The sequence below is a fragment of the Chryseobacterium sp. PMSZPI genome (assembly GCF_002835665.1).
In the GTDB taxonomy this organism is placed as follows: domain Bacteria; phylum Bacteroidota; class Bacteroidia; order Flavobacteriales; family Weeksellaceae; genus Chryseobacterium.
The window spans coordinates 1-23,552 of record NZ_PIZV01000029.1 but is presented as its reverse complement, the minus strand read 5'-3'; the positions used below and the strand labels follow the sequence as shown (position 1 = coordinate 23,552).

At 35.9% G+C, this 23,552-nt stretch carries 16 protein-coding genes; 13 read left to right on the top strand and 3 right to left on the bottom strand.

Translation table 11 applies throughout. From position 1 onward, the window contains the following. Positions 1 to 777 carry a zinc ribbon domain-containing protein gene (locus tag CW752_RS06270; protein WP_101238901.1) on the top strand — a complete coding sequence of 259 codons (777 nt, stop codon included), beginning with the start codon at positions 1 to 3 and terminating at the stop codon, positions 775 to 777. Between the two features lie 388 nt (positions 778 to 1,165). Here CW752_RS06270 and CW752_RS06265 read toward each other — a convergent pair whose 3' ends face one another. Then, the gene (locus tag CW752_RS06265) at positions 1,166 to 2,944 is read right to left on the bottom strand and encodes an AMP-dependent synthetase/ligase (RefSeq protein ID WP_101238900.1); all 1,779 of its coding nucleotides are present in this window, start codon (positions 2,942 to 2,944) and stop codon (positions 1,166 to 1,168) included. A gap of 343 nt (positions 2,945 to 3,287) precedes the next feature. On the opposite strand from CW752_RS06265, the gene CW752_RS06260 reads away from it, so the two are divergent. From CW752_RS06260 to CW752_RS06250, 3 genes are all read left to right on the top strand, one after another. Continuing rightward, complete coding sequence (locus CW752_RS06260) at positions 3,288 to 4,427, top strand: acyl-CoA dehydrogenase (RefSeq protein ID WP_101238899.1); 1,140 nt, start codon at positions 3,288 to 3,290, stop codon at positions 4,425 to 4,427. 22 nt (positions 4,428 to 4,449) lie between these two features. Further along, positions 4,450 to 4,815 (top strand): hypothetical protein, encoded by a 366-nt coding sequence (locus CW752_RS06255; RefSeq protein ID WP_101238898.1) that lies wholly within the window; start codon positions 4,450 to 4,452, stop codon positions 4,813 to 4,815. Between the two features lie 359 nt (positions 4,816 to 5,174). Further along, positions 5,175 to 6,122: a hypothetical protein gene (locus CW752_RS06250; protein ID WP_101238897.1), complete on the top strand. Its 948-nt coding sequence runs from the start codon at positions 5,175 to 5,177 to the stop codon at positions 6,120 to 6,122. 208 nt (positions 6,123 to 6,330) lie between these two features. Here CW752_RS06250 and CW752_RS06245 read toward each other — a convergent pair whose 3' ends face one another. Beyond that, entirely contained in the window at positions 6,331 to 7,275 is a 945-nt protein-coding gene (locus CW752_RS06245; RefSeq protein WP_101238896.1) for a DUF4349 domain-containing protein, read from the bottom strand. A gap of 329 nt (positions 7,276 to 7,604) precedes the next feature. Next, positions 7,605 to 9,200, bottom strand: coding sequence for a peptide chain release factor 3 (locus tag CW752_RS06240; protein ID WP_101238895.1), 1,596 nt, complete (start codon positions 9,198 to 9,200; stop codon positions 7,605 to 7,607). A gap of 221 nt (positions 9,201 to 9,421) precedes the next feature. On the opposite strand from CW752_RS06240, the gene CW752_RS06235 reads away from it, so the two are divergent. The 9 genes from CW752_RS06235 to CW752_RS06195 form a co-directional block, all read left to right on the top strand. Further along, positions 9,422 to 10,252 (top strand): CPBP family intramembrane glutamic endopeptidase, encoded by an 831-nt coding sequence (locus tag CW752_RS06235; protein ID WP_101238894.1) that lies wholly within the window; start codon positions 9,422 to 9,424, stop codon positions 10,250 to 10,252. Between the two features lie 41 nt (positions 10,253 to 10,293). Continuing rightward, positions 10,294 to 10,869: an RdgB/HAM1 family non-canonical purine NTP pyrophosphatase gene (gene rdgB / locus CW752_RS06230; protein WP_410493633.1), complete on the top strand. Its 576-nt coding sequence runs from the start codon at positions 10,294 to 10,296 to the stop codon at positions 10,867 to 10,869. A 142-nt stretch (positions 10,870 to 11,011) separates the two neighbouring features. Beyond that, positions 11,012 to 11,926: a ribonuclease Z gene (locus tag CW752_RS06225; RefSeq protein ID WP_101238893.1), complete on the top strand. Its 915-nt coding sequence runs from the start codon at positions 11,012 to 11,014 to the stop codon at positions 11,924 to 11,926. Positions 11,927 to 11,932: 6 nt separating this feature from the next. Continuing rightward, positions 11,933 to 12,703, top strand: a complete 771-nt coding sequence (locus tag CW752_RS06220; RefSeq protein ID WP_410493632.1) for a TIGR02757 family protein — start codon at positions 11,933 to 11,935, stop codon at positions 12,701 to 12,703. Positions 12,704 to 12,714: 11 nt separating this feature from the next. Beyond that, the gene (locus CW752_RS06215) at positions 12,715 to 13,245 is read left to right on the top strand and encodes a DUF1003 domain-containing protein (RefSeq protein WP_101238892.1); all 531 of its coding nucleotides are present in this window, start codon (positions 12,715 to 12,717) and stop codon (positions 13,243 to 13,245) included. Positions 13,246 to 13,888: 643 nt separating this feature from the next. After that, a complete protein-coding gene (locus tag CW752_RS06210; RefSeq protein ID WP_228401644.1) occupies positions 13,889 to 16,144 on the top strand; it encodes a choice-of-anchor L domain-containing protein in 2,256 nt (751 codons plus the stop codon). 172 nt (positions 16,145 to 16,316) lie between these two features. Continuing rightward, the gene (locus CW752_RS06205) at positions 16,317 to 19,898 is read left to right on the top strand and encodes a choice-of-anchor L domain-containing protein (RefSeq protein WP_101238890.1); all 3,582 of its coding nucleotides are present in this window, start codon (positions 16,317 to 16,319) and stop codon (positions 19,896 to 19,898) included. 133 nt (positions 19,899 to 20,031) lie between these two features. Then, entirely contained in the window at positions 20,032 to 22,392 is a 2,361-nt protein-coding gene (locus tag CW752_RS06200; RefSeq protein WP_101238889.1) for a choice-of-anchor L domain-containing protein, read from the top strand. A 226-nt stretch (positions 22,393 to 22,618) separates the two neighbouring features. Beyond that, positions 22,619 to 23,552: choice-of-anchor L domain-containing protein (locus tag CW752_RS06195; RefSeq protein ID WP_185117579.1), on the top strand; the 934-nt coding region annotated here is incomplete at its 3' end.

The window sequence follows — 23,552 nt, the reverse complement described above, 5'->3', positions numbered from 1 at the left end:
ATGGCAAAAACCAACGATATTTCAGTTGAAGAAAAATTAAGAGCTTTATACGATTTACAGATCATTGATTCAAGATTGGATGAAATCCGAAATACTAGAGGAGAATTGCCAATTGAAGTTGAAGATCTTGAAATTGAGATTGAAGGGCTTGAAAAAAGAGCTGAAAAATTTCATGCAGACATCAAAGATCAGGATGATCAGATCAAAACAAAGCATGAAGTTATTAACCATGCAAAAACTTTAATTGAGAAATACAAATCTCAGCAGGATAATGTAAGAAACAATAAAGAGTTTGAAGCATTAGGAAAAGAAATTGAATTCCAGGACCTGGAAATTCAACTTGCTGAAAAGAGAATTAAAGAATTCGGAGCTAAAATTGCTCACAAAAACGAAACTTTAAATGAGCTTAATGGAAAAATCAATGATTTAAAAAACCACTTAAAGTTCAAAAAAGAAGAACTAGAAGGTCTTATCTCTGAAACTCAAAAAGAAGAAGAATATTTATTAGAGCAATCTAAAGAATTCGCAGGTAAAATTGACGAAAGATTATTAGCTTCTTACAACAGAATCAGAACAAACTCTATCAATGGTCTTGCAGTAGTAGGATTAGAGAGAGGAGCTCCAAAAGGATCATTCTTTACTATTCCACCTCAAAAACAAATGGAAATTGCTCAGAGAAAGAAAATCATTATTGATGAGCACTCTGGAAAAATCCTTGTTGATGACGAATTGGTAATGGAAGAAAATGAAAAAATGAAATCTGTAATTAAATTCTAATTATTGATTTTAAATCATACAAAAGCTGTTTCAGATATGAGACAGCTTTTTTGTTTTGTTGAAAAACACGGATTACACAAATGTTTTCACAAATAACACAGATGTTTTTTTAATGAATACTGTTAATTGTCTTATAGCAGTCTCTTTGTCATTCTGACGAAGGAAGAATCTCAACATCACAGAATAAAAATGTAAGGCTAGATTTCTACCGGAATGACAAAGATTGTGTTAAAAAAATCTACGTTATCTTAAATCAGCGAGAGGAAAAAGTCAATAGAATTGGATTTGAGTTGATTTAATAAAAAGAAATTCCATTGGCTTTAGCAAAACTTATCAGAAACTAGACCCACAAAAAAACCGCTTCAGATGAAGCGGTTGGTATTATTTGTTAATCCTGATGATCATACATTTTGTTGTAGAGTGCAATAAATTTCTCTTTTACAGCCTTTCTCTTCAGTTTCAACGTAGGAGTTAAAAGTCCGGTTTCAATGCTCCATACTTCAGGGGTTAGTTCAATCTTTTTGATTTTTTCCCAGTTTCCAAGGTGTTCATTGATGCCTTCGATCTCTTTTTCAATTCTTTGTTTTAATTCAGGGCTTTTGGCAATTTCTTCAGGAGTAGAGCCTATATTTAAATTATTTCTCATGGCCCAACTTTTTGCAAAATCAAAATCAGGTTGTACTAAGGCACATGGCATTTTTTCACCATCACCAACTACCATGATCTGTTCTATGAATTTCGAAGCTTTTGCTAAATTTTCAATGGTTTGAGGAGCAATATATTTTCCACCTGAAGTTTTAAACATTTCTTTCTTGCGGTCGGTAATCTGTAAAAAACCATCGCTGTCGATATGTCCAATATCTCCGGTTTTAAAATATCCGTCTTCAGTAAATGCCTCTTTGGTCATTTCTTCATTTTGAAAATACCCTTTGAAAACTGATGGCCCTTTTACGGTGATTTCTCCGTCTTCCTGTATTTTTACCTTTAAGTTATCCAATGGAACTCCTACGGTGCCCACTTTCATTTTCTCAAAACTGTTTACCGAAATTACAGGAGAAGTTTCCGTAAGTCCATATCCTTCCAAAATGGGAATTCCGGCATTCTGGAACATTAGGTTTAATCTTGTAGACAGAGCTGCAGAACCTGAAACTAAAGTGATGATTTCACCTCCTAAGCCTTCTCTCCATTTAGAAAACACCAATTTGTCGGCAATAATTTCCTGAAGCCCGGATGGTTTTGAAACCTCTTTCTTTTTGGTAATTAAATTGAGAGCCCAAAAGAAAATTTTTGATTTTAATCCTCCGGCAGAAGAACCGGTATTGTAGATTTTATCATATACTTTTTCCACCAATCTCGGTACTACCGTCATATAATGAGGTTTTACTTCTTTTACGTTTTCACCCATTTTATCAATACTTTCTGCAAAATAAATAGAGAAACCATTATATTGATAAAGGTAGAAAAGCATTCTTTCAAAAATATGGCAAATAGGAAGAAAGCTCAGTGCTCTGCTATCTTTGTAATCTAAACTTTTTTTCTTGGGAATCCTTGGTATAGAACCCAATACATTAGATACGATATTATTATGTGTCAACATTACTCCTTTGGGCCTTCCGGTAGTTCCTGAAGTATAGATAATGGTGGCTAAATCTTCTGTATTGATGGCATTGGAAAGGTCATCGACTTCAATTTGGGTAGATTCATCTTTACCCAGATCCAGGATTTCTTTCCAGTTGGCAGCGCCACTGATATTGTCGAAAGTGAATATTCCTTGTAGAGTAGGGATATTGTGTTTTACTTTCATTACCTTATTAAAAAGATCCTTATCAGAGACGAAACAGTACTGAATTTCTGCATTGTTGAAGATAAATTCATAATCCTCAGGAGAAATACTCGGGTAGACCGGGACAGAAACGACACCGATCTGAGATAATCCAAAATCCATAATAGCCCATTCCGTACGGGAATTGGTTGTGATCAGAGCGATCTTATCCCCCGGCTTTATTCCTAATTTCAATAATCCCCTTGATATCTTATTTCCTTCATTAATAAACTCCTGTGTAGAAGTTTTCTTCCATTCGCCATGGTATTTTGTTACAAACATATCCGTTTTAGGATATTTTTCTAAAGCGTAATGTGGAATATCGAATAATCTCTTGATCGTCATGATTTTTTATGTAATTTATAAAGAAATTTAAATATAAGCATTTTTTTTAATTGTAGACCTCTGATTTTAATAAATACAAATAAGTTGAATGTGTACCATAACATATTGGCTCAGAAAGGCTACTGGGAGCAGGAAAAGATAAATAATGAAAGTTCAGTCAAAAATTAGACTTATCTTAATCAAAACATATTTTTTACCCCTTACTAATGTACATTCATTTTGCATGCCACAATTTAAATCTGAGCTCTTTCGACTCTCCTTTTCCAGTCTTTTGAGTCTATTCAATTTATTTTTTCAGATTTGCTTAAAAAGTGTAAATTTACGGCTATCTAATTATTTTTTTATGAACTTTAATTTATCGGAAGAACAGCTGATGATTCAGCAGGCAGCAAGAGACTTTGCACAGAATGAATTATTACCTGGAGTTATTGAAAGAGACCGTGACCAGAAATTTCCTGCAGAACAGGTTAAAAAAATGGGAGAGATGGGTCTTTTAGGAATGATGGTTGATCCAAAATACGGCGGTGCAGGTATGGACAGTGTTTCTTACGTTTTGGCAATGGAAGAAATTGCTAAAGTAGATGCTTCTGCAGCAGTTGTAATGTCTGTAAACAATTCATTGGTATGTGCCGGTCTTGAAAAGTTTGCTTCTGAAGAACAAAAAGTAAAATACCTTACTCCATTAGCAAGCGGACAGGTGATCGGAGCATTTGCTTTATCTGAGCCTGAAGCAGGTTCTGATGCAACTTCTCAGAAAACAACTGCAGAAGATAAAGGAGATTACTACCTTTTAAATGGTATTAAAAACTGGATTACAAATGGTGGAACAGCTTCTTATTATATCGTTATTGCACAAACGGATCCTGAAAAAAAGCACAAAGGAATCAATGCTTTTATCGTAGAGAGAGGTTGGGAAGGTTTTGAAATCGGACCAAAAGAAGATAAATTAGGAATCAGAGGAAGTGATACACATTCTTTGATCTTCAACAATGTAAAAGTTCCAAAAGAAAACAGAATCGGAGCAGACGGATTTGGATTCAACTTTGCTATGGCAGTATTGAATGGTGGAAGAATCGGTATCGCATCTCAGGCTTTAGGTATTGCGTCAGGAGCTTATGAATTGGCGTTAAAATATGCTAAAACAAGAAAAGCATTCAAAACTGAAATCATCAACCACCAGGCTATCGCATTCAAATTAGCAGATATGGCGACTCAGATTACAGCGGCTAGAATGTTATGTTTCAAAGCAGCATGTGAAAAGGATGCAGGAAAAGATATCTCTGAAAGTGGTGCTATGGCAAAATTATACGCTTCACAAGTAGCAATGGATACTACTATTGAAGCTGTACAAATTCACGGTGGATATGGATATGTAAAAGAATACCACGTAGAAAGACTAATGAGGGATGCAAAAATCACTCAGATCTACGAAGGAACTTCCGAAATTCAAAAAATCGTGATCTCGAGAAGTATCGCAAAATAAAAATTAACAAAACACATTCCCTATGAAAAAATCTTTGTGGATCACTCTTGGCGTCGTACTGCTATTGTTAGGAGTATTTGTATGGTATAAGTACTTTTTCGTTTTTGGAGAAGGCGTAAAATCCGGTTACCTGAATTATGCCATGAAAAAAGGCTATATCTTCAAAACATATGAAGGTAAACTTATTCAGGAAGGCTTTGGAAAAGGTAAAACAGGAGGAATTACAAGCTATGAGTTTGAATTTTCCGTAGATGATCCTGAAGTTTTCAAGCAATTGGAAACAAACAGTGGTAAAACCTTTGATCTCCATTACAAAGAATACAATGGCGCTCTTCCCTGGAGAGGAAACACAAAATTTGTTGTAGATAAAGTTGTGAACATGAAATAACGAAAAAGCTTCCAATCCGGAAGCTTTTTTTATTTTGATAGACTGCTGCCTGCTTAAAGCACCATTCTTTTGTTGTTTTCTGACAAGAAATTGAAGTGTATTTAGAAATTAAAGGTTATTATGATTAAGTACTATATAGTGTTTGATAGAATATATTTTTAAATTATTAGGTTAATAACTATTGGTGAAAATCTTATTTCTTTTTGTAATAATTTTAGCTATGTCCCACTGATAAACTATTCTATGTTTTACATAAGTTGAATGTCTTAATATTATTATGTGATAAATAATTAAAATTGATGATTTGCTTTGAACATTCAATGAATTGACTACTTTTATCTCAATAAATAAATCACAAAATGATGAAAATTTTATCACTGTTGCTTCTCCTTGGAGCAGCAATACACATAAATTCCCAAGTCGGAATCAACACACAGCAACCTACTGAAACATTAGATGTTAATGGTTCTGCTCGTATACGAAACATTAGACAAACAGGTCCTAATGCCTCTGTAAAAGATTCTATTGTAGTATTTGATAACGGTGGTGTTCTCAAAAGAACAACAGCATCACAGATTGTTACTGAGGGTAAAGCATTAACATCTGTTGTGACAGCTGCTCCTATCGCAGGAAACGGAACGGTTTCCAATCCTATTATTTTAGGGCAGAGCGGAGCAACCAATGGACAATTACTTCAATGGAACGGAACAGCCTGGGTACCTGTTTCTCCATCCAGTTTGGGAACTATTTCATTAAATCTCGGAACTTCAGGTAATAATATTAACATTTCAAATTCACCTGTCTCTTTGGGAGGGAGTATGACTCTCAATGTACCGGATGCAAGTGCTACTGCACGAGGAGTAGTTACTACGACTGATCAATCATTTTCAGGAACAAAAATGTTTTCGGCGGTGGGAATAAATACTTCTTCACCTAATGCATCTTCACGATTAGATGTTAATGGTGCTTTTAAACTGGGAACAACCGGAACAGTTAATAAAAATGTGATTAATTTCTCAGCATCTGTCAACAATTCAATCAGTAATGGAGATACAACATTTTTAACAGGGGCTTTTAATTCATCAGGAATTTTAGATGTCAATGTTACTATTCCTGCAGCCAACAGACCCACTTCTACACAAGCGATAGTGAGTGTGTCCCCAAATTTTGATTTGCCGGGAGCTGTATCAATAGCTTCAGCAAGGCTTACCTCTCCTTCTAATGTAAGAATACGTTTTATCAATACTGATAGAAATAATTCACAGACAATAAGCGGGACACTGTTTATTACTATAAGTGAATTTTAATTTATTTTAATAAAACAATTGATAAAGCTTTTTTATTATCTTCCTTTCAAAGCTTACCATGAAGTGCTAGTTTGCTGAAAGGAAGATTAACTTGAGTCCCTGGTTCTTATGTTTGAAGTGATAGTGTTTTTGAAAGTAAAAGGTTTTATTGTGTTAAAAAATAAGAAGCTTTCTAAAAATATGTTTTCATTTTGAAAAAAATACAGTCCTAATGTGAATCCTTTCCGGACATGTTTTTATTTTTCTTTTTATAAAAATAATACCCAATACCTGCAATAAGGAACAATGGCCATAATGGAAGAATAAACAGGAATATAGAAGTAATAACATCCCAACCCGAGGTGATGGCTGCTAATGATTTTCCACCAAAAGTTTTAGGCTCCCTTTCAATGTCTGTTTTGTCAGTTAGATTTACAGAGATGCTACAAATTGCATTTTCCGTGTAATGACTCCCTGAAACCTGAACATTTTTACTTTCAATATCTCCAATATCGTTGTTAAGAGTATTCATTAAATCATCAAAATTCTGAATAGGAACTTTAATTTCCATCGTATAGACTTTCTGATCTTCTCTTCGACGATCTGCAGATTCAATATAAGTGAGATCTTCACTTTTGATATACCCTTTATTTTTAATGGCTTCCTCTTTTATGATTTCTTTTACAGTCTCTGCATTATCGGCTTTTAAGGCAATTTGTCCTGTTTTTATCATTTTGTCTTTCTGCATATTGAGCTCATAATCGTCATTTTTAGGTTTTTCCTTATAAACAACTTTGGTCTCTTTAATTACCTTTGGTGCCGGTACATTTACTATAATCTTTTCTGTTTTCTTGGTAGCAGAATCTTTTTTCTCCACTTTTGATTCCAGTTTTGTAGATGCAATTTTATCAGATAAAGAATCTACAATCTTTGAAGTACTCTCTATTTTCTGTTGAATGTCATTTTTGGTGGTTTCAAAATCTTTTATTTTGATATTGGCAGAATCAAGAACTTTAGTAACTGTTTTTGTGGCATTATCAACAGCATCTGTTGTAGCGCTTGCAGTACTGTCTAAATTGTTAAAAGCTCCTTCTATTTCAGATTTTGAAATATTTCCTTTTTTGCACATAATAAATGTGCTTGATATAGCGACTAGTATTACGATCTTTTTCATAACGTTAATTTTTTTGATAAAGTAAAATTAATAGGAGAACGATTGAAGCCCTTGTAAATAGGATGTATTCTAATCGTAAAATTATAACTGTAATATTTTCAGTGATTTGTATCTGTTTTACAAAAGATTTACAAACTGTTTTTTATATTGAACGTTAGATTTTGAACATTCCAACAGTAGCAAATACCACAATTGAAGACGTGATAATTCCCTTCCTTCAGAAGGGTGGCAAAAATTTCTTGAATTTTTGACGGGGTGGCTAAGGAGCACCAAAAAAAATCCGCAGAAATTTTCTACGGATTGTATCTTCTAGCCATCTGGCTTTTTAATTAATTCTCTCTGAATTCACTGATGAAATGCAGTTTCACATTTGGGAATTTCTCCTGCGTCATGTGAATGGTAAATGATGAATCAGCCAAAAATACCAATTGATTGTATTTATCTCTGGCAAGGAATCTTTGTTTTAATCTTGCAAACTCCTTGAATTCCTCAGATTTTTCATCTGCTTCCACCCAACATGCTTTGTGCATTGAAAGTGGTTCATAAGTACATTTTGCGCCATATTCATGCTCCAGACGGTATTGGATAACTTCATACTGAAGGGCTCCCACGGTTCCGATAATTTTCCTACCATTCATTTCCAATGTAAATAACTGGGCAACACCTTCATCCATCAACTGATCGATCCCTTTTGCCAATTGTTTCGCTTTAAGCGGATCATTGTTGTTGATATAACGGAAATGTTCCGGAGAGAAGCTTGGAATTCCTTTGAAGCTAAGTTTTTCACCACCGGTCAAAGTATCACCAATTCTGAAGCTTCCCGTATCATGAAGACCTACAATATCTCCAGGGAAACTTTCTTCTACAACTTCTTTTTTATCGGCAAAGAATGCGTTAGGAGAGGAGAATTTCATCTTTTTACCTTCTCTTACCAATAAATAGTTTTCATTTCGTTTGAATGTTCCTGAAACAATCTTTACGAAGGCTAATCTGTCTCTGTGCTTAGGATCCATATTCGCGTGGATCTTGAAAACAAACCCTGTAAAAGTACTTTCTTCAGGTTTTACGATACGGGTATCACTTTCTTTTGGTTGCGGCATTGGAGCGATATCAATGAAAGCATCCAATAATTCTCGAACTCCAAAATTGTTCAATGCAGAACCGAAGAAAACCGGTTGTAGGTTACCTTTCATATAATCTTCACGATTAAATTCCGGGTAAACAGATTGGATTAAGTCGAGTTCTTCTCTCAAAGTACCGGCAGCCTTCTCACCAATTACTTCATCTATTGAAGAATCATTAATATCATCAAACTTAATAGAGTCTCCAACTTTTTGTTTTTTCTCTTCAAGGAATAACTGAATGTTGTTTTCCCAGATATTATAAATTCCCTGGAAGTCGCTTCCCATACCAATTGGTAAAGAAAGTGGGCAAACCGTTAATCCTAATTTTTGCTCTACTTCATCCAAAAGATCGAAGGCATCTTTACCTTCACGGTCAAGTTTGTTGATGAATACTAACATTGGAATGTTTCTCATTCTACAAACCTGAACCAGTTTTTCAGTTTGTTCCTCAACCCCTTTGGCAACGTCAATGACAACAATTACAGAATCTACAGCGGTTAAAGTTCTATAGGTATCTTCAGCAAAGTCCTTGTGACCGGGAGTATCGAGAATGTTGATTTTATGATCTCTGTATTCAAATGCCAATACGGAAGTCGCTACCGAGATCCCTCTCTGTCTTTCGATTTCCATAAAGTCGGAGGTAGCTCCTTTTTTTATCTTGTTGGATTTTACCGCACCCGCTTCCTGGATTGCACCCCCGAAAAGAAGTAGCTTTTCCGTAAGAGTTGTTTTTCCTGCATCCGGGTGGGAAATAATCCCAAAAGTCTTTCTTTTTTGTATTTCTTTGATTAAGTCTGACATATCGTATTTTGAAGTTGCAAAAATCGTGATTTTTTATGAGGTTTTCAAATAAAATATTAATTAGCTTGAGAGGTTACCGAGAGGCGAGTTTGAATTCGAGGGGAGTGGCAAGTTAACCATATCAAGGTTTTAAACCTTGGTATGGTTAATTTTCTTTTTTAGTTGCTTGTGGCATTCAAAAAAATTATCTTTGTTTCAATAAACAATTACAGAGATAAAGAATGGAAAATAGCAAATATCCGAAGTTTACATTTACATGGCTCGGAGGGCTTACTTTGGTGGTTGGACTGTTTGCAGGAACAATGGCTGTTTCATTATTTAGTACCTTTTGGAAAATCGCATTTAGAGAAAACCTTGAGCTTAAAGATTGGTTCCTGATGGTGGCCAATTCTGTAGGGTTTCTTACGGCAATCGCTTTTTTCGATTTCTTTATTGTGAGAAGAACGACTCAAAAGAAATTAAATTTTAATCTTTCATCAGTTAACTTCTATACTTACCTTCTGATCTTTCCTATGATGATAGGAATGATGTTTATTTCTGAGTTTATTACCTCTTTAATTCCAACCACAGGATCTTTTTTTGGAGAATTTTACGAATATTTTACCCGTCTTATGAGTCAGTTGACTGATGAGCCGGTTGTAATGATTATCATGACGGTGATTCTTGCTCCAATTTTCGAGGAAATCATATTCAGAGGAATCATTCAGAAAGGATTAATTAATAAAGGAGTTGAACCATGGAAGGGTATTTTATATGCTTCTATTATTTTTGGTGTGGTTCATGGAAATCCCTGGCAGTTTATCAGTGCCGTAATGTTGGGTTGTGTTTTGGGATTGGTATATCATAAAACAAAATCCTTATTAATGCCCATACTATTACATGCATTTAATAACCTGACGTTATCATTATTGGTATTGTATGGTAAGGATGAAAGTTTTGCAAAAGTATTTAATGTTTCAGAATGGCTGATTTTAGCCGTAGGAATTGTACTTTTCTCTTTGTTCTACTATCTTTTTATGAAGAAATATAAAGTGCATTACGCTGAAATGTAATCAATAACAGTTAAAAAGTAAAATTGAAAATGAATATAGACATGGAATTATTAGTAGCTACGCATAACGAGCATAAAAAAGAGGAAATTCAGCAAATTTTAGGAAGCGATTGTATCGTTAAAAGTCTTACGGATTATAATATTCACGAAGAAATCGTAGAAGATGGAGATTCTTTTCATGCCAATGCCCTGATTAAAGCAAAATACTGCTTTGAAAAGACAGGAGTTCCAAGTTTAGGAGATGACAGTGGTTTAGTTGTAGAATCTTTAGACGGAAGACCGGGGATATTCTCAGCCCGTTATGCAGGAGACCATGATTTTGCAAAAAATATAGAGAAAGTTTTAGAGGAAATGCAGGGGATAGACAATAGAAAAGCTTATTTTATTACTGTTTTATGTTATTATGATGAGAATGGAGCTCAATATTTTGAAGGCAGAGTGCACGGAAATTTATTGACAGAAAATAAAGGTTTTAAAGGTTTCGGATATGATCCTATTTTTGTTCCTGAAGGATATGACAGAACCTTTGCAGAAATGAATCCAGAAGATAAAAACAAGATCAGTCACCGTAAACAAGCCTTGGATCTGTTTATGGATTTTTTAAAAGTGACAGAATAAAATATAGATCAATACCAGAGTAATCAATATAGGTAATCATAAGGTTAACAGGGTGTTTTCTATGCTTTTCTTATTGAAAAATAATTGGTAGAACACCCTTTTTAGATTTTCTGTTGTACATTTGTTATTATAAACTATCGATTTGAGTACTTATTTAACGATATTAGGCTTTAATTCAGCTATTCCGACTATTAATTCTTCACCTACTGCCCAGCTGTTGGAAATGGAGGAAAGACACTTCCTGATCGACTGTGGAGAGGGTACACAGGTGCAATTAAGAAAAGCAAAAGCCAGATTTTCAAAAATCAACCATATTTTTATTTCTCACCTTCATGGTGATCATTGTTTCGGACTTCCGGGACTCATAGCATCTTTCCGTCTATTGGGAAGAGAAAATCCACTGCATGTGTATGGTCCGAAAGGAATAAAAAAAATGTTGGAAACTATTTTTCAAATTACAGAAACACATCGTGGGTTTGAAGTAGTTTATCATGAGTTGGATAAAGATTATTCGGAAAAAATCTATGAAGATAGCAGAGTAGAAGTTTACACCATTCCTTTAGATCACAGAATTTATTGTAATGGCTATCTTTTTAAAGAAAAACCGAAAGACAGGCATCTTAATATGAAAGAAATTGCCAAATACAGTGAAATTGAAACCTGTGACTATCATAACATAAAAGCCGGAAAAGATTTTGTACTGAGTGATGGCTATGTTCTTTCTAATGACATTTTAACCCTTGAGCCGGCACCTTCCGTTTCTTATGCTTTTTGTAGTGATACCCGCTATCTTGAAAGCGTTATTCCGATCATTAAAAATGTAACCGCTTTATATCATGAGTCAACATTTTTGCACGATTTAAAAGAGATGGCAGATTATACAGGACATTCAACGGCTTTAGAAGCAGCAACTATTGCTCAAAAAGCTCAGGTTGGTAAACTGATATTGGGGCATTTTTCCAATAGATATGGAGATCTGACAGTATTTACAGATGAAGCAAGAAATATCTTTCCCAATTCCTTTTTGCCAAAAGCGTTGGAAAGTGTAAAGATTTAAATGGATATGTTGAATTTTGAAGAGTTAAAAAGCTTTTTAGATGAAAAAGCGGATCAATACAATGCCCCAGATTTTATCGAAAATGATCCCATACAAATTCCGCATCGTTTTTCTTTAAAACAGGATATTGAAATTGCCGGTTTTTTGGCTGCCACAATTTCCTGGGGGAATAGAAAATCAATCATAAGATCAGCAGAAAAAATGCTTGATATTATGGGGAATTCTCCTTACGATTTTGTACAGAATTATTCTGAAAAAGATCTGGGAAGTCTTCAGGATAAAAGTATACACCGGACCTTTAATGGGCAGGACTTTGCTTACTTTATTAAACAATTCAATAGAATTTATAAAGAAAATGAAAGTCTGGAGAGCTGGTTTATCATAAAAGAACCGGAAATTAACTTTTTACATGCTATTGAAAGATTCAGAAGTAATTTCCTGGAATCGGAAAAGCACAGAAGTCATAAACATGTCAGTTCTCCGTATAAGAACTCTTCGGCAAAAAGAATCATTATGTTTCTGAGATGGATGATACGTAAAGATAAACGAGGAGTAGATTTTGGAATCTGGGAAAATATAGATCAGAAGTATTTATCAATCCCTTTAGATGTACATACCGGAAATATTTCGCGAAAATTGGGCTTGGTATCAAGAACGCAAAATGATTGGAAAACAGTGGAAGAACTGGATGTGGCTATTAGAAAGATGGATGAAAATGATCCGGCGAAATATGATTTTGCTTTGTTTGGATTAGGTGTTACCAAAGAGCTCTTGTAAAATATAAAATGATGAAAAAATATAACGAAAAAACGGAAGTTCTTGAAAAAATTGCGGATAGTATTACAGCGTGGATAGGATCTATTCAGTCGTTGATTGTTCATACGTTGTTGTTTATTACTTCCTTTCTGCTCCCGATGCTGAATATCATCGAATTTGATAAAATGCTTCTGATCCTTACAACAGTACTTTCACTTGAAGCTATTTATCTTGCCATCTTTATTCAGATGTCGGTGAACAAAAGCAATGAAAAAATTGAAGATATTCAGGAAGATATCGAGGAAATCAGCGAAGATATTGAAGATATTCAGGAGGATATTGAAGAGATCAGTGAAGATATTGAGGAGATCAATGAGGACATCGAAGACATTCAGGAAGATATTGAAGAGATCAGTGAAGAAGATGAGGAAGACGACCATAATGAAAGGGCCAGAAACGTAATGTTGAAGAGTAATGTGAGCTCCAATAAAAACGAAATAAAAGCCTTAAAAGATATTATTGCGCAATTGCAGAATGAAATTGATCAGATGAAAAAAGAGTAATTATAGTCTGTTGTGCATTTTGAGCTAAAATTACTTGAGTTCGGGGCAATGAAGTCTGGTAAAAGAGTTGGAAGCTAGAAGTTACTTTCAGTTATAATGACTGACAGCCTATGACATCATTAATTTTTGTCTTAAGATTAATAAAAAAGATGAATCGTTATTCTTTATGACCTGAATAACTTCCTTCTTCAAGCTCCCAGCTTCCATCCTGATTAAATTAGAAAGTGCTTAGCCCGAATTCAGGTCATAAAGAACAGTTTTTTCCGTATTTTCATCTTTTTTAAACAGTGATGCTGCTAATTGATGATAACCATCTATAGATGGGACTTCCAACCTCTCTCTTCCAGCTTCCAATAACCTAAATCATAATTTTCTTACCCCGAACCCAGATTAATTTAGTGTTTTATTCTTTTTATCTGATAAAAACATAAAAATATAAAGGTTTTATTGTTGATAAATGATTTAAATTAACGTAAAACTATTAAAATGGTTAATTTAGTACGGATTTTTTTGCTACATTTGGGCAAATGAAATTAAAATGTTGTGTTATAGATTAAAAAACTACCTCTTTCTCTTAGTGCTATCGTTGGTTTCAACTTCTTTATTTTCTCAAAGAAAACCACCTAAAAATGTGGTAACTGCCGTGAATAAGAAGGCCGGAGTATTTATAGATGTAAATGCGACGGGCTACACACCCTCCACTTACACGCCGGAGCAGCTTGTAAAAGACATTTTGATCAATGGGGGATCTACTTGTTCTACCCCTAACGTATCAAATGTATCGATAACTCCCAATCAACCGGTTACGAGTACCGATCGTTTTTGGGGATATTTTCATAAGGGAACTACTAACTTTCCTTTTAAAGACGGTATTGTTTTAACGACAGGCCGTGCGAGAGAAGCCGGAAATGTGGCATCTAGTGCAAGTTATAGTATACCGGGATCAGGAATAGATGATCCGGATCTATTGGCTGCGGTTCCTAATCCCAATCCTAATGATCATTATAACGATAATGTAATGCTGGAATTTGATTTTGTACCGAATTCTAACCAGGTGAAATTTAATTATATTTTTGCTTCTGAAGAATATACAGGAAGTTTTCCATGTCAGTATTCGGATGCATTTGCTTTATTGATAAAACCTGTTGCAGGCGGACCTTATGTAAATGTTGCTGTTTTGCCAAATAACGCAGGGCCTGTTGCAATGACAAATATTCACCCGCTAATTACTGGAGGACTTGGCTGCCCCGCCATCAATGAACAATATTTTGCAGGATATAATTCTTCGCCTAATATTGTGACAAATTATGATGGAAGAACGGTTCCTTTAACGGCAGTAGCGGATGTAACACCAGGAGTTGCATACCATTTTAAAATGGTTTTATCGGATTACCGAGATCATAGTTATGACTCTGCTGTATTTATCGAAGGGGGGTCTTTCGACATTGGAATTAAAATTGTTGACGGAAATGGTGTTCCTCTGCCAAGTGAAGTGAAAATGTGTGATAACACGCCTCAAACTTTAGTTGCTCAGGTAGCTGCTATTCCGGGAATGACATATCAATGGTATCTCAACGGAGTCCCTATCAATGGTGCAACATCGGGAACTTACGTGGCAACTGCTCCGGGAGTTTATCAAGTGAAAGTTTCTGTTCCGGGAAATAACTGTCCGGGTGAAGCAACAATAACCGTTATCGGTGGTACAACGCCTACCGTCAAAGATGCTACTTTGAAACTTTGTTCAACACCTACTCAGAGTACTTTTAATCTGAATGATGCGAAGCCTTTAATCAGTACAACACCTGGTGCCGTATTTCGTTTTTATACGACCCAAGCTGATGCGCAGGCTCAAAATAATAATAACATTACCAATGTAACCAATTATAACGGAACTGACGGACAGATTCTATACGTACTTGTTTCCAACGGTGCATTTTGTAGTAAAATTGCCACTTTAACTTTAAGAAAAGAAGAAACACCGGTTGCTGTATTGAATGCCACAAAGCTAAAGATCTGTGTGGGGGAATCGGTAGTCTTAACTGCTTCAGGAGGGGTGACGTATGAATGGCTTAATAATTCAACTACAAATCCTGTAAGAACAGTAAGTCCTACTCAAACAACAACCTATACAGTATATGCTATCGGAGCGCAAGGGTGTAAATCTCTGAAGCCGGCGACTGTTACTGTCGAAGTTGTACCTGCTATTGTTTCCAATTTGAAGGGAGGTCATATTTGTGAAGGAGATAAAATTCTTTTAGATGCAGGCGCAGGGCCGGGATATACGTATGAATGGAGTACAGGTGAAACAACACAGGCTATTACGGTGGGAACTCCGGGAGTATATACCGTGAAAATTAGTAACGGGGTATGCTCTGATATATTTAAAACACAGGTGATTAAAGCTGTTATTCCTGAAATTACAAAAGTTGACTATAATGATAACGGAACTATGATTATTACAGCGAGCAATCCTAGTAATGGTATTCTTGAATATTCAATAGATAATGGTGTTACTTGGCAATCTTCCAATGTGTTTGGAAATGTTCCCAAAAATAAACTCATTTCCATTCGTGTACGGGTTAAATATACAAGTTGTGTAGGATTCCTTGAGTTCTTTACTTTTGTAATGAAAAACGTGATTACTCCGAATGGAGATAATATTAATGATATTATTGATTTTAGAGGAATAAGTGATTATAAAGACTTTAGTGGAATTATATATGACCGTTACGGAAAAGAAGTATTTAAAGCAGAAAAAATCAGACCGTATTGGGATGGATATTTCCAAGGTAAGAAATTGCCTACATCTTCTTACTGGTACCAAGTGACCTTTGAAGATCCGGCAAGCAAGCAACTCACAGTGAAAACAGGTTGGATATTGCTTAAAAATATGGAGTAAATTTTAGAATGATAATTGAAAGACTGACTATTTTGTCAGTCTTTTTTTATCATATTAAAATAAATAAAGTTGATATTCTATGATAAATAAAATTGAATTAGTGATAATGTAAATTATGTTAAACTGAAATTCAATCAAAAAAAATAGTATTTTTGTTTAAAATGATATAAAAATGTTAAATAGGAGGAAAGGAAATTTATTTTTAATCTTATTTTTTGCTTTCATCGGAAACTTTGCTCTCTCTCAGAACAGAGACAGAGTTGAAGTGGCTAAAACCCCCAGTGCTGTTTCCAAAAGAGCGGGAGCCTTTATCGATGTCAATGCACCAAGTTATCCTGAGTCCGGCTATGCGATTTCTCAATTGGTAAAAGATGTTCTTATATCAGGAGGAACGTGCGCTAACACCAATGTAAGTAATGTAACCGTTTTTCCTAATCTACCAGCCAGTAATCAGAATAGAAGCTGGGGATACTTTAATAAAGCAACAACCAATTTTCCATTCAATAAAGGAATTGTTCTTTCAACCGGATTTGCTTATAAAGCAGGAAATTCCTTTAATGCCAGTTTAAGTGATGATATAGGTTCGGGAGGTGATACAGATTTGGCAACTGCATTGGGAATCCCTAATGATAAATTACGAAATGCGACATATATAGAGTTTGATTTTGTAGCTGCATCTACAGAAATAACATTCAGATACTTATTTGCATCTAAAGAATATCAGCAAACTTTCCCATGTTCTATTACGGATGGTTTTGCTTTATTATTAAAAAAAGTAGGGGATCCTACTTATAGTAACTTAGCTGTACTTCCGGGGGCAGCAGGACCTGTAAGTGTAACTAATATCCACCCTGCAATTCCGGGTTCTACCGGTTGCGGTCCTAAAAATGAAACTTATTTTGCAGGATTTAATAACCCTCAAATTGAAACTAATTTTGACGGACGTACTGTTCCCTTAACGGCAAAAGCCACTGTTGTTCCGGGGCAAACTTACCATTTCAAAATGGTATTGGCGGATTATCAGGATCCAAACTATGATTCAGCAGTATTTTTGGAAGCAGGGTCATTTGATATCGGAGTGAAAATTCTTGATCCCGCAGGAGTACAACTGCCTGCTTCTGTAAATATGTGCGACAATACTCCGCAAACGTTTACGGCTTCAGTTCAGGGAACTAATATAACCTATCAATGGTATCTCAATAATAACATAATTCCGGGAGCAACGAATGCAAGTTATACAGCAACGCAACCTGGGGTATATTCTGTTAAAGTCTATGTGGCCGGAAATACATGTCCGGGGGAGGCAACAATTACTGTTGTTGGAGGAACATCTCCTACAGTGCAAAATGCAACCCTGACGGCTTGTTACGTAGCTGGAAATGCAATATTTAATTTAACGTCAGCGGAAGCGTCGATCAGTACAACACCGGGAGCTACGTTTTCATACTATGCCTCACTGGCAGATGCTAATGCTGGAAATGGAAATACAATTCCAACCCCTATAGCGTATCCAAGTGCCGGAGGGCAAACCGTATATGTTCTGGTTAAAAATGGCTTTTGTTCCAAAGTAGCTGAACTTCAATTGGTGAAGGCTCCACAGATGACCGTTTCTATTGTGCCACCTGTGCCATTAACCTGTACTAATTCACAAATTACTTTAGATGCTTCAGCTTCTGTTTATCCAACGGGAGCGACATTTAACTGGACTACGACAGGAGGAAATATTGTTTCAGGAGGAACTACCTTAAATCCTGTTATCAATGCTCCGGGAACTTATACATTAACAATAACAAAGGCTTATCAGCCTGGAAACCTTAATTGTACTACTGTAGGTACAGTGACGGTAACAGGGGATAGTGCTCCGCCAACAACAACACTTACAGCCAGTAAGATTAAAATCTGTAGTGGGGAATCTGTGACGTTAACAGCTTCGGGAGGCGCTTCTTATAATTGGACGGGGCTTCCGGGAACCGGAAATACACAAACAGTATCTCCAACCACCAATACAACTTATACCGTGACGGCCGTAGGAGCGAATGGATGTGTGTCCCAAAATCCTGCTTCAATAACAATAGAAGTATCTCAACCGTTTACAGCACAAAACGCGGTACTACATAGATGTTATCAACCCGGGTTAACGTACAACCTTACTGATGCTCAAAGCCAAATTACTACGGCTACAGGAGTCACTTTTACATATTATGTCAATCAGGCAGATGCTAATGCTGCAAATGGTAATTTTATTGCTAATCCTACAGCATATTCGCCACCGGGAAATCAAACAATTTATGTTCTTGTAAGTAATGGAGGTTGTAGCTATGTGGTTTCCTTACAATTGTTAAGAACGGCTGAAACTACACTAACAATTGCTCCTCCTCAAACCATTACCTGTACAACTCCTCAAATTACCCTGAATGCTACAGCCTCCGTAGTACCTGCCGGATCTACTATAGCCTGGACTGGCGGAACGATAGTATCAGGAGCTAATACATTAACTCCTGTAGTAAGTGCTGGAGGATTATATACATTAACCGTTACCAATGTATCTCAACCCGGTAATTTAAGCTGTACTTTTACAACTACTGTTACTGTTACTGAAGATAAAGTTGCGCCGGTTGCTGCTGTTGTATCATCGCAGCCTCGTATATGCGTAGGTGAATCTGTAACATTGACAGCATCGGGAGGTGTTACTTATAATTGGGGGAATGGTCTTACCGGAAATGGAAATACTCAAGTGGTTTCTCCTACCAATACAACAGTGTATACCGTATTTGCAGTGGGTGCCAATGGATGTGTTTCTACAACACCGGCAAGCGTTACTGTACAGGTAGGTCCTCCAATAGCCGGCTTAGTGGCTTCTAAATTGAAAATTTGTGCCGGAGAATCTGTGACATTGACAGCATCAGGAGGTGTTACTTATAATTGGATAGGTCTTACCGGAAATGGAAATACTCAGGTAGTTACCCCTACAATAACAACAGAATATTCTGTATATGCATTAGGAGGAAATGGATGTAGTTCTGAAAATCCGGCTAAAGTTACCATTGAAGTAGTTCCTGCCATTGTTTCTACATTAACGGATGTATATGCCTGTGCCGGGGATAGCGCTATTTTGGATGCTGGTGCCGGAACTAATTACTCATATTTATGGAGTACAGGAGCAACAACCCAGACCATAACAGTAAATACTGCGGGAACTTATACAGTAACCATTAGTAACGGGACATGTTCTAAAACTTTTTCAGCACAATTGATCAATCCGGATTTACCTCAATTTATTAATGTTGTATTTGATAATCATATTCTTACCCTTACTGCGAGTAACCCGACAGGAGGAACCCTGGAATATTCTATAGATGGTGGAGTAACCTGGCAATCGTCCAACATATTCTATGGTGTTTTGAATAATACTACTTATCATTTGATGGTGAGGGTTAAAGATGCAAAATGTGGAACTTCGTTAGATTACTTTACATTGGTGATCAGCAATGTAATTACTCCTAATATGGATGGGGTAAATGATACCATAGACTTTACCGGAATTAGTAATTATAAAGATTTTGCAGCTTCTATTTTTGATCGATATGGAGCTGAGGTTTTCAAAGCAACGAAAAATGATGTTATCTGGAGAGGTTCTTTAAAAGGTATTAACCTTCCTACCGCTACTTATTGGTACAGAGTACAATGGGAAAATCCTGCTAGTAAGAAGCTTGAGCAGCGTTCAGGTTGGATACTGTTAAAAAATAGAAATTAAATACATTTAAAAAAAGAAAATAATTAACAAAATCTTTCATTTCTGAAAGATTTTGTGGTTTTTAGTACAAAACGAGAGTTATTTCTATGATTTTAGTGGTGGATATAATAAGTTTGTTAAAACCCCACTTATTATGAAAAAGAAACTACTATTTTATTTATTTTTTTCTGTCATATCCTCATTTTTATTTTCACAAAATCCTCAATCCAGGAAATCTGTTAACGAAAATCCGGCCGGGATATCCAGAAGAGCAGGAGCTTTTATAGACGTAAATGCCCCGGGATATACACCATCGGGTTTTACGATAGACAAATTGGTAAAAGATGTTTTGATATCATCGGGAACCAATACTTGTGTAGCTCCGAGTATAACGAATGTAAAGATTACACCTAATCAGGGTGTAAGCAATACGGATAGGGCCTGGGGGTATTTTCATAAAGGGACTACTAATTTTCCTTTTAAGGATGGTGTTGTGTTGTCTACAGGAATCGCAAGAAAAGCAGGAAACAACCTTGAAAGCTCAACCCTTAGCGATACTAATGGAGGAGGTTCGGACCCTGATCTGGCACAAGCAGTGGGAGTAGCTGCTAATAAGCTGAATGATGCTGTGTTGTTAGAATTTGATTTTATACCTACTACCTCACAAATTAAATTTAATTACATTTTGGCGTCCGAAGAATATAACAAAAGTTTTGAGTGCAGTTATGCTGATGCTTTTGCTATTTTGCTTAAGCCTACGTCAGGTGGAGCTTATACCAATATGGCTATTCTTCCGAATGGGGCAGGACCGGTAAGTATTACCAATATTCATCCGGCAGCTCTTGGGTGTGGGGCCGTTAATGAACAGTATTTTGGAGGATATAATCCTCAACCCAATATTGTAACCAATTTTAATGGAAGGACTGTTCCTCTTACAGCGACTGCTACAGTGACTCCTGGACAGGAATACCACTTTAAAATGGTTGTTGCAGACTATAATGACAGACTCTATGATTCTGCTGTATTTTTGGAAGGCGGTTCTTTTAATATTGGAGTTGAACTTCTGAATCCTAGTGGTACCGCATTACCTGCTGAAATTAATGTATGCGATAATGTGCCTCAGGTGATTACAGCTTCTGTGAGCGGTGCTAATTTATTATATCAATGGTTCTATAATGGAACTCCTATTCCTGGGGCAACTACCAATACCATTACGGCTGTACAGCCGGGAACATATAGCATTGAAGTAAGTGTTCCCGGAAATCCTTGCCCCGGTAAGGCTTCAATAAAGATTAACGGAGGTACGACTCCACAAGCGCAAAACGCAACTTTACTTCTCTGTGCTACTCCCGATATTACTACTTTTGATTTAAGTACAATTATACCTTCAATTAGTACAACACCGGGGGCAATATTTAAATTTTATGAAAATCAGGCAGATGCTACAGCTCAAAATAATAATAACATCCAAAATATATTAAACTACAACGGTAACAATGGGCAAATTTTGTATGTGGTCGTATCAAATGGTGGTTTCTGTAGTAAGTTGGTTGAATTAAAATTATTAAAAGAAGAAACTCCTAAAGCCGGATTAAAGTCTTCCAGAGTTAAAGTCTGTCCCGGAGAAACGGTTACTCTGACTGCGGAAGGAGGAACAACCTATTTGTGGAGTAATTTTCCGGGTACAGGGAATACGCAGACCGTTACTTTGTTTCAAACAACAACATTTACAGTATATGCTATTGGAGCGAAAGGATGTAAGTCTCTGAATCCTGCCAGTGTGACTGTGGAAGTCATTCCTGAGATTACTTCTCCTTTAACGGATATTGAAATGTGTCTTGGTGATCGTGTAACATTGGATGCCGGAGCGGGACCTAATTATAAATACATCTGGAACACCGGAGCTACTACACAGAAAATAAATGTAGATCAATGGGGAATTTATACTGTTGAAATTGATAATGGTTTATGTAAAAAAACCTTTAAAGTTAAAGTAATGGGAGCTGCCACTCCTTTCTTTACGGCTATGAATTATGATGGTGTTAAAAAATCACTAACTGTAACTGCAGAAAACCCTCCAATGAATAATATGCCAAGCAGTTTGGAATATTCTATTGATAATGGAGTTTCATGGCAACAATCTAATGTGTTTTCAGGACTTTTAGATAATACCAATTATACTATTTTAGTAAGGAGAGTAGGGACTCATTGTGTGGGAACTATAGACTTTTTCACATTCCTCATCAATAATATCATAACACCTAATGAAGATGGTATTAATGATACACTAGATCTTAAATCATTTGGTCGTTTTCAAAATTTTACCGGTTCCATCTACGACAGATATGGTGTTGAGGTATTTAGATTTTCTAAAGATACTCCTGTATGGAATGGAACAGTAGAAGGAAAGAAATTACCTACGGCAACCTATTGGTATAAGTTTAATTTCGAATATCCTAAATCAAAAGCACAAATAAACTGGTCCGGATGGATTATGTTGAAAAATAGAAATTAAACATATCTTTATGTACTTATAAAAGCCTTTCAAAGTCATTTGAAAGGCTTTTTATGTGTAGGGCTACTTTCTCTTTACTTTACTATCTGATTCTTTATTGGGAAAAAATAAAATTCAAAAGTGTTTTTGCAAAATGGATTCATAATTTTATCTTTTTATTGTAAAAAAGTGAAATATGTATGCGATATATTTAAAAAAAAATTAAATTTGTTGAAACAAAAGTATTATGAGAAGATGCCTACCGCTTTATTTATTTTTTTTAGTAATCTCGACTTTTTTACAATCCCAAACCCTTCAGCCCAGAAAATCTACTATAAGAAAAAGTACTGATGCTTCAAGAAGAGCAGGAGCTTTTGTGGATGTAAATACTCCAACATATCCGGAATCGAGTTTCTCTATAGATCAATTAGTGAAAGATGTTTTGATCTCATCAGGAACCAATACTTGTGTGGCCCCTAGTGTGACCAATGTAAAAATTACACCCAATCATGCTGTAAATGATCCTGACAGATCATGGGGATATTTTCATAAAGCAACCACCAATTTCCCTTTTAAAGACGGTATTCTTCTTTCCACAGGATATGCTTATAAAGCAGGAAATAGTTTTGAGAGTGACCTTAGTGACGTTAATGGAGGAGGGTCTGATAATGACTTGGCGCAAGCCACCGGAGTTTCTCCAAGTAATTTGAATGATGCGGTACTGTTAGAATTTGATTTTATACCCACAACTTCTCAGATCAAATTTAATTATATCCTGGCGTCCATGGAATATACTTCAACATATCCATGTAATTATGCAGATGCTTTTGCAATACTACTCAAACCTACTTCGGGAGGGCCTTATGTCAATATGGCTGTACTTCCTGCAGGAGCGGGCCCTGTAAGTATTACGAATATACACCCGTTAATTCCCGGAGCATTTGGCTGTCCTGCTGTGAACGAACAGTATTTTGCAGGATATAATACCAACAATATTGAAACGAACTTCAATGGAAGAACCGTTCCTCTTACAGCAACTGCTACGGTAATTCCCGGTCAGGAATACCATTTTAAAATGGTCATTGCCGATTATAATGACCATAGTTATGATTCTGCCGTATTTTTGGAAGGAGGATCTTTCAATATCGGGGTAGAACTTCACGATCCTAGTGGAGCAACAA

Excerpts from the sequence above, each read along its gene's own strand:
- CW752_RS06270 (WP_101238901.1), top strand. The coding sequence starts at position 1 with ATGGCAAAAACCAACGATATTTCAGTTGAAGAAAAATTAAGAGCTTTA.
- CW752_RS06265 (WP_101238900.1), bottom strand. The coding sequence starts at position 2,944 with ATGACGATCAAGAGATTATTCGATATTCCACATTACGCTTTAGAAAAA.
- CW752_RS06260 (WP_101238899.1), top strand. The coding sequence starts at position 3,288 with ATGAACTTTAATTTATCGGAAGAACAGCTGATGATTCAGCAGGCAGCA.
- CW752_RS06255 (WP_101238898.1), top strand. The coding sequence starts at position 4,450 with ATGAAAAAATCTTTGTGGATCACTCTTGGCGTCGTACTGCTATTGTTA.
- CW752_RS06250 (WP_101238897.1), top strand. The coding sequence starts at position 5,175 with ATGATGAAAATTTTATCACTGTTGCTTCTCCTTGGAGCAGCAATACAC.
- CW752_RS06245 (WP_101238896.1), bottom strand. The coding sequence starts at position 7,275 with ATGAAAAAGATCGTAATACTAGTCGCTATATCAAGCACATTTATTATG.
- CW752_RS06240 (WP_101238895.1), bottom strand. The coding sequence starts at position 9,200 with ATGTCAGACTTAATCAAAGAAATACAAAAAAGAAAGACTTTTGGGATT.
- CW752_RS06235 (WP_101238894.1), top strand. The coding sequence starts at position 9,422 with ATGGAAAATAGCAAATATCCGAAGTTTACATTTACATGGCTCGGAGGG.
- rdgB (WP_410493633.1), top strand. The coding sequence starts at position 10,294 with ATGGAATTATTAGTAGCTACGCATAACGAGCATAAAAAAGAGGAAATT.
- CW752_RS06220 (WP_410493632.1), top strand. The coding sequence starts at position 11,933 with ATGTTGAATTTTGAAGAGTTAAAAAGCTTTTTAGATGAAAAAGCGGAT.
- CW752_RS06215 (WP_101238892.1), top strand. The coding sequence starts at position 12,715 with ATGAAAAAATATAACGAAAAAACGGAAGTTCTTGAAAAAATTGCGGAT.
- CW752_RS06205 (WP_101238890.1), top strand. The coding sequence starts at position 16,317 with ATGTTAAATAGGAGGAAAGGAAATTTATTTTTAATCTTATTTTTTGCT.
- CW752_RS06200 (WP_101238889.1), top strand. The coding sequence starts at position 20,032 with ATGAAAAAGAAACTACTATTTTATTTATTTTTTTCTGTCATATCCTCA.